A 6,424-nucleotide genomic window follows, 5' to 3' on the forward strand; every position below is an offset into this window, starting at 1 on the left:
CGACGGCGCGCGCTGGCCGACGTATCGCGGACCGGAAATTCCCGCGACGACCGAAACCCTTTCACAGAGAGGGTCGGAACCTTCGCCCGATGCGGAAGAGTGGCCCCCCGAAGGGACTCATCTCGTACCTCGTGCTCGAACTCTTGGACGAGAAGCCGCGGTACGGCTACGAGATACTGAAGGAAATAAACGACATCAGCGGCGGCCACTGGGAGCCCTCGTACGGGTCCGTCTACCCCATCCTGTACAAGTTCGAGGACAAGGGCTGGGCCACCCGAATCGAACGCGAGGAGGAGTCCGACCGGAAGTACTTCGAACTCACCGACGCCGGCCGGGAGGAACTCACCGAGAAGCGTCGGGAGTCCGGCGGGAAGGCGGCCGACTTCGGCGACATCATCCTCGGCTTCTACCACGTCTACGTCGCCTTCGCCACCGACGACCGGTTCGAGGTGGAGACGGCCGACGGTCTCTGGCGGTTCGACGAGACGTTCAGTTCGTGGATCATCGAACAGTTGATTCGCCACCACGAACGCGACTTCGGCACGTTCGAGCGAATCGACGCGACGCCCGAGGAGTTCTACGAGCGAGAGGGCGTCGAGTACGACGAGGACTGACCCGCCGCCGGCGTCGCCGGCGGAGGCGACTCCGAAACGGTCGCGGCGTCAGCCGCTCAGCACCGTCGGCCCGAACACGAGGAGGAGCAGCGACAGCAGCATCGTCACGCCGACGCCCGTCGTGATGGTGCGGACGACGGTGTACGGCTGCGAGACGGGGAGCCGCGAGACGACGGCCTCCGCGCTGGTCCGCAGGATGCGCCCGCCGTCGAGCGGGTAGCCCGGGATGCAGTTGAACATGCCGAGCTGGAGGTTTATCCACGCCATCCAGAAGCAGACGTTGGCGAGGAGGAACACCCCCGACCCGAGGAACGCGAGCGGTCCGGTCACCGCGTAGAAGTTGGCGACGTTGCTCGTGAACCCCGGGAAGTTGGGGATGCCGAGGACGAGGGAGGCAAGCGGGAGGATGAGCGCGACGTACACCGCGCTGAGCGGCGAGTCCGCGATGGCCCCCGAGATGCCGAGGGCGTCGGGGCCGCCGTCGCCGCCGAGGAGGGCGACGTACGTGCCCGCGGGGTACGACTGCACGCCGAAGTCGGTGAGCAGGAGTCCGCTCGACCCGGGGAACAGGTTGACGCCGAGGAACGCGCCGCCGTCGCGCGGGTTCTCGCCCAGCGTCACCTGATACGTCTCGAACCCGCCGTCGACGTGGAGTTCGACGGGCACCGTCGTGCCGGGGTCGATGCCGTCCAGCACCCGGTCGAGGTCGGAGGAGGAGGTGACGCGTTCGCCGTCGATGGCGGTGACGATGACGCTCTCACCGGTCGGCGCACCCGCGCTTCCGAGAGGGCCGTCGGCCGTCGCCCCCGTGACGTACGCGCCGACGGGGATGGTGACCGTCCCGCGCGAGGTGGTGACGCTGGCGAACCTGTCGTCGCCGACCGCTTCGGAGAACCCGCGCTGGGTGTAGACGGGGGTGCCGTTCACCTGCGTGACGGTTATCGGCTGGTCGGACACCGAGAGGTTCGCAGGGTTGCCCGCGACGGAGCCGGCGACGATGAGCGACCGCTGGACCGTCACCGTCCGCGTCTCGCGGTCCGCGGCGCTCTCGCCGCCGTCGAGTTCGACCTCGACCTGCGCGGCGTCCGTCGAACGGAGCGCCGACTGGAGCGTCGTCTCGTTGTCGACGGGCGCGCCGCCGACGGCGGTGATGCGGTCGCCCTGTCCGATTCCGGCCGCGGCGGCGGGCGACCCGTCGTACGACCCGGCGACGGCCATGCCGGGTGCGACGGCGATAGAGCCGATGACGGGGCCGAACAGGAGGGCGAACGCGACGATGGTGACGGCGAAGTTGTTCGTCACGCCGGCGGCGAACATCCGGGACTTGCCGCCGCGGTCGGCCTTCCGCTGGCTCTCCTCGTCGGGTTCGACGAACGCGCCGAGGGGCAGAATCGTGAACAGGAAGAGGCCCATCGACTCGATTTCGATGTCCTCGACGCGGCAGAGGATGCCGTGGCCGCCCTCGTGGACGACGAGGCCGACGAGGAGACCGAAGATTATCTCGGGGGCGACCGACAGGGGGAGGAAGTCGTTGACGCCCGGGATGACGAGGAAGTTCTGCGGTTGGTTCACCGCGGAGGGCGCGGGCGGGTTCTGGAGGATGAGGATGCCCTGCACGAGGAGGAACAGGAACATCCCGACCATGATGACGATGGCCGTCCCGAGACCGAAGTTGGTCCACGCCCGCCAGAACCGCTTCGGCGTGGCGACCCAGTCGATGAAGTCGCGCCCGCGCTTCGTGTGGACGGTCGTGAACGGCCCCTGGATGCGGACCGACGAGGGCAGCAGACCGCGGCGGCGCAAGAGGAGGGCGACGAGAGAGTACGCCAGCAGACCGACGAGTACCCACAGTAGGGTGTTCATCGTCGGGACAAGGGGATGAGCGCTGAAAGACGTTCGGATTGCTACCGCCGCACAGTCAGCCGCGGCCCGTCACTCGTCGGGCGATTCGGTGCCCGCTTCGGCCACCTCGTCTTCGAACGCAATCTCCGCGAACTCCGCGTCGTCGCTCGCCGTGACGCGACGGTACAGGAGGTAGCCCGCGGCCGCGACGAGTGCGAGGACGACCATCGTCCGGAGCAGTCGGCGACCGGTCGAGGACGCCGTCGACGCCGTCGCGTCGTCGTCGATGGGTATCTCGACCCGGTCGGAGTCGGTGTCGTCGGTTCCTTCGCGCCCGAAGTTGAGTTCGATGAGTGCCATTGTGACCTCCGCGTCGGCGCGCAGACGCCGGAGCGGAGTCGAAACGCTCGTCGTCCGGGTGAGTCCGACGCAGGGAGAGGGGTACGCGAGAGAACGGCATAAATCTGCCCGCGTCGCCCGAAACCCTATCCCGGAGAGCGAGGAATCTCTCGACGAACGAATGTTCGACGGCGACCACTACGAAGTCAGACAGAAGATTCGCCTCGGGAACAAGTACCGCGTCTACGAGGGTGACACGCCGATTCTGGAGTCCGCACAGAAGAAGTTCCGACTGAAGGAGGACTTCCGCTTCACCGACCCGGACACGGGCGACGAACGGTTCCGCGTGAAGGCCGACAGCGTCCTCGACATCGCCTCGGCGTACGACATCGAGGACGTCGAGACGGGCGAACGCGTCGGCTCCGTGAAGCGGAGCGCGTTCTCGTTCTTCAAGCACGAGTACGAACTGCTCGGCCCGGACGGGGAGACGGTTGCCACCGTCGTCGAGGACAACGTGCCGATGGCCCTCGCCAGACGCTTCCTCTCGACGCTCATCCCGTTCAGTTACGACATCGTCTCGCCGACGGGCGAGACGCTGGGCGAAGCCTCGGAGGCGTTCGCGGTCCGCGACAAGTACGAAATCGACCTGTACGGCGGCGTCGACCCGCGACTCGCCGTCGTCGGGATGGTCGTCATCGACGCCATCGAGGAGAACTGAGCGGCGTCGGTCCGCGGCGGGACCGAGGAGAGAGCGGCTACTCCTCGCGCCGCAGTCGCTTCACGACGAACGTCCGGTCCAAGTCGCCGAGGAACTCGCCGAGGCGCGGCCCCTGCGGTTGGTCGAAGAACAGGCGATAGCCCGCGCCGAACAGGTCGCTCACCTCCACGTCGTGCCGTCGGGCGGTCTCGTATATCTCGCCCTGAATCTCCTCGCCGTCGTGGCCGGCGGCGACGAAGTCAGCCAGGTCGTCCAGCGCCGCCGCCACGTCGCGTCGACGTCGGCGTCGGGCAACTCGACCTGCAGGCGGTAGTTGTACGCGTTGTCCATCCGCTCGGCCCACGCCCGCGCCTTCTCGACGCGTTCGAGTGCCTCCTCGACGGCCCACTCGGGCGTCTCGTCGGTGAAGTGCCCCTCGTTGCGGGCCATCTGCACGCGCACCTCCCGGTCGTCGGTCATGCCGAGGACGGCCGCGAACGTGTAGGGCAGTCGGACCCGGTCCTCGCGCACCTCGTCGACGACGAACGGGTAGGCACGTTCGGCGAACGCCGTCAGGTTCTCGTCGTCCACCTCGCCGAAGTAGGCGCGTTCGAACCGGTCGAAGTCGTCGACGAGTTGGTCGAGTCGCGAGAGGTCGAGGTTGCGCGCCTTCTTCGGGTCGAGAACGAAGAAGTACCGGAGGACTTCGGGCTCCAGCAGTTCGAGAATCTCGGGGACGGTGACGACGTTCCCGGCCGAAGAGGAGAGCGCCTCGCCGTTCAGCGTGAACCACTCGTACGTCATCGGCACCGGCGGTTCGATGCCGAGGACGTTCCGAGCGATGTCCTCGCCGGAGGGCCACGACCCCTCGGCGTGGTCCTTGCCGAACGGTTCGAAGTCGACGCCCAGCACCTGCCACTGGCCGGGCCACTCGAACCGCCACGGGAGTTTGCCCTCTCTGAACGTCGCGGTTCCCTCGTGACCGCACCCGTCGATGGTCTCGTCGCCGACGGTCATGTCGGTGCAGACGTAGTCGACCGTCTCCGCGTCGAGGTCGATGTCGGTGACCGTCTCGGTTATCTTCCCGCAGGCCTCGCAGACGGGGTTGAACGGGACGTACTCCTCGTCGACCTTCCGCTGGTACTTCGAGAGCACCGCGCGGGCGTCGTCGCGTCCGACAGCACCCGTTCGACGACGGGGTCGAACGCGCCCTCCTCGTACAGTTCGGTGTTCGACAGCATCTCGACGGGGACGCCGAGTCGGTCGGCGTCGGCCTTCAGGAGGTTCGCGAAGTGGGCCGCGTACGACTCCGCCTCGCCGAACGGGTCGGGTATCGACGTGTACGGCTTGCCGAGGTTGCGCCCGAGTGCGCCGGCGTCGACGTCGCCCAGACCGACGATGTTACCGTCGGCGTCGGCGAGTTTCCGGGGGAGTTTTCGGAGCGGGTCTTTGTCGTCGCTGGTGAACACCTGCCGGACCTCGTGGCCGCGTTCGCGGAGCACTTCGGCGACGAAGTAGCCGCGCATTATCTCGTTGAAGTTGCCGAGGTGGGCGACGCCGGACGGGGAGACGCCGCCCTTGATGACGATGGGTTCCTCGGGGTCGCGCGCCGCTATCTCGTCGGCCACGCTGTCGGCCCAGAACGCGCGGTGTCCGGCGTTCTCGACGGTCTCGTCGGCGGATTCGGAGTCGTCAGTCGTCTCGTCGGTCATCTATCGCTGGGCCCAGTAGCTCGGTTCGTCGGCGGTGCCGTCGGGGATGATGTCGGTGCCCGAGTGCTCGCCGCGCATGACGGCGCGTTCGATTCGTTCGGGGTCCGTCCCGTCGAGGACGATGGTGCGCATGCCCGACCGCTCGATGAGTTTGGCGGCGAGCAGGTCCACGGGCGCGGAGGCACCGGCGTCGCGGCTCATCGGCGCGATGACGTCCACGAGGTCCGACGCGGAGAGTTCTTCGTAGCGTTGCGCGCTGTCGTCCACGTTCGGGTCCGCGTCGAAGACGCCGTCCGCGCTCGTGGCGTACACGAGCAGGTCGGCGTCGACGTACTCGGCGAGGGCGGCGGCGACGGCGTCCGTCGTCTGGCCGGGCATCACGCCGCCCATCACGGAGATGTCGCCGCGGCGGATGGAGTCGCCCGCCTCCTCGTAGTCGTGCGCCACCTTCGGGTCGACCTTCGGACCGAGGGCGGCGATGAGGAGGCGCGCGTTGATGCGCGTCACGTCGATGCCGATCTGGTCGAGTTGGACCTCGTTCGCGCCGAGGTCACGCGCCGCGTTGATGTAGTCGCGGGCGACGCCGCCGCCGCCGACGACGGCACCGAGTTCGACCCCCTCGCGGGCGAGGCGTTCGATGACGGCCGCGTGGCCCTCTACGCGCCGAGCGTCTAAGTCCGGCGCGAGCACACTCCCTCCGATAGAAACGACGACTCTCATTGGACCGTGGTTGCCGCGAACCGGGCTTAAGGGTTATCAACCACGGCGGTGTCGCCCGTCCGAAACGTCGCCGGCGAGGGAATGCAGCCGACAGTATAAAGCCGGTCGCACGCCCGGTTTTTCTACATGCACGTACTCGGAGCCGTCGGGCCGGGGGCGACGGCCGTTCTGGAACGCGTCGCCCCGCGTCTCGACGGGCGCGTCGCCACCGTGGAATCGGGAGACGGGAGGAAGAGCGAATCGCGTCCCGACGGAGTCGAAGCCACCCACGCGCTCGGCGGAGACGGGTCGTGGCGCGGGTCGGGGACCGGCCGTTCGCTGGACCGACTGCTCGACGACCTGTCCGCCCGACACGACTACGCGTTGCTCTCGGGGTTCCCCGAGGCCACCGTCCCCACCGTCGCCCTCGGCGGTGCGGACGCCGCGAACGTCGTCCTCGAAGCGGCCGACGCCGACGAACTCGCCGCGCGGCGGAAGTCGACCACGGCGGCTACGCTTCG

Annotated in this window: 5 protein-coding genes and 2 pseudogenes; 3 read left to right on the top strand and 4 right to left on the bottom strand. The window is 68.1% G+C overall.

The window, feature by feature from the left end:
* Positions 1-89 precede the first annotated feature (89 nt).
* A complete protein-coding gene (locus GJ632_RS03915; RefSeq protein WP_089809044.1) occupies positions 90-614 on the top strand; it encodes a PadR family transcriptional regulator in 525 nt (174 codons plus the stop codon).
* 48 nt (positions 615-662) lie between these two features.
* Here GJ632_RS03915 and GJ632_RS03920 read toward each other — a convergent pair whose 3' ends face one another.
* On the bottom strand, positions 663-2,477 hold the full coding sequence (locus GJ632_RS03920) for a site-2 protease family protein (RefSeq protein ID WP_191452148.1): 1,815 nt from the start codon (positions 2,475-2,477) through the stop codon (positions 663-665).
* A 69-nt stretch (positions 2,478-2,546) separates the two neighbouring features.
* Positions 2,547-2,816, bottom strand: a complete 270-nt coding sequence (locus GJ632_RS03925) for a hypothetical protein (RefSeq protein WP_191452149.1) — start codon at positions 2,814-2,816, stop codon at positions 2,547-2,549.
* 160 nt (positions 2,817-2,976) lie between these two features.
* Between GJ632_RS03925 and GJ632_RS03930 the strand changes: the two genes are divergently transcribed.
* Positions 2,977-3,513 (top strand): LURP-one-related/scramblase family protein, encoded by a 537-nt coding sequence (locus GJ632_RS03930; RefSeq protein WP_191452150.1) that lies wholly within the window; start codon positions 2,977-2,979, stop codon positions 3,511-3,513.
* 37 nt (positions 3,514-3,550) lie between these two features.
* Here GJ632_RS03930 and lysS read toward each other — a convergent pair.
* Both lysS and pyrH read right to left on the bottom strand, forming a co-directional pair.
* Positions 3,551-5,204: pseudogene (gene lysS / locus GJ632_RS03935) on the bottom strand (lysine--tRNA ligase).
* Entirely contained in the window at positions 5,205-5,924 is a 720-nt protein-coding gene (gene pyrH / locus GJ632_RS03940) for a UMP kinase (protein WP_191452151.1), read from the bottom strand.
* Positions 5,925-6,050: 126 nt separating this feature from the next.
* Between pyrH and GJ632_RS03945 the strand changes: the two are divergent.
* A pseudogene (locus GJ632_RS03945) lies at positions 6,051-6,424 on the top strand (molybdopterin synthase); the annotation flags it as partial.

This window comes from Halogeometricum sp. CBA1124, assembly GCF_009741955.1.
Taxonomy (GTDB): Archaea; Halobacteriota; Halobacteria; order Halobacteriales; family Haloferacaceae; genus Halogeometricum; species Halogeometricum rufum.

Bases quoted from the DNA above. Each gene is read 5' to 3' on its own strand.
- GJ632_RS03920 (WP_191452148.1), bottom strand. From the start codon at position 2,477: ATGAACACCCTACTGTGGGTACTCGTCGGTCTGCTGGCGTACTCTCTC.
- GJ632_RS03915 (WP_089809044.1), top strand. From the start codon at position 90: ATGCGGAAGAGTGGCCCCCCGAAGGGACTCATCTCGTACCTCGTGCTC.
- pyrH (WP_191452151.1), bottom strand. From the start codon at position 5,924: ATGAGAGTCGTCGTTTCTATCGGAGGGAGTGTGCTCGCGCCGGACTTA.
- GJ632_RS03925 (WP_191452149.1), bottom strand. From the start codon at position 2,816: ATGGCACTCATCGAACTCAACTTCGGGCGCGAAGGAACCGACGACACC.
- GJ632_RS03930 (WP_191452150.1), top strand. From the start codon at position 2,977: ATGTTCGACGGCGACCACTACGAAGTCAGACAGAAGATTCGCCTCGGG.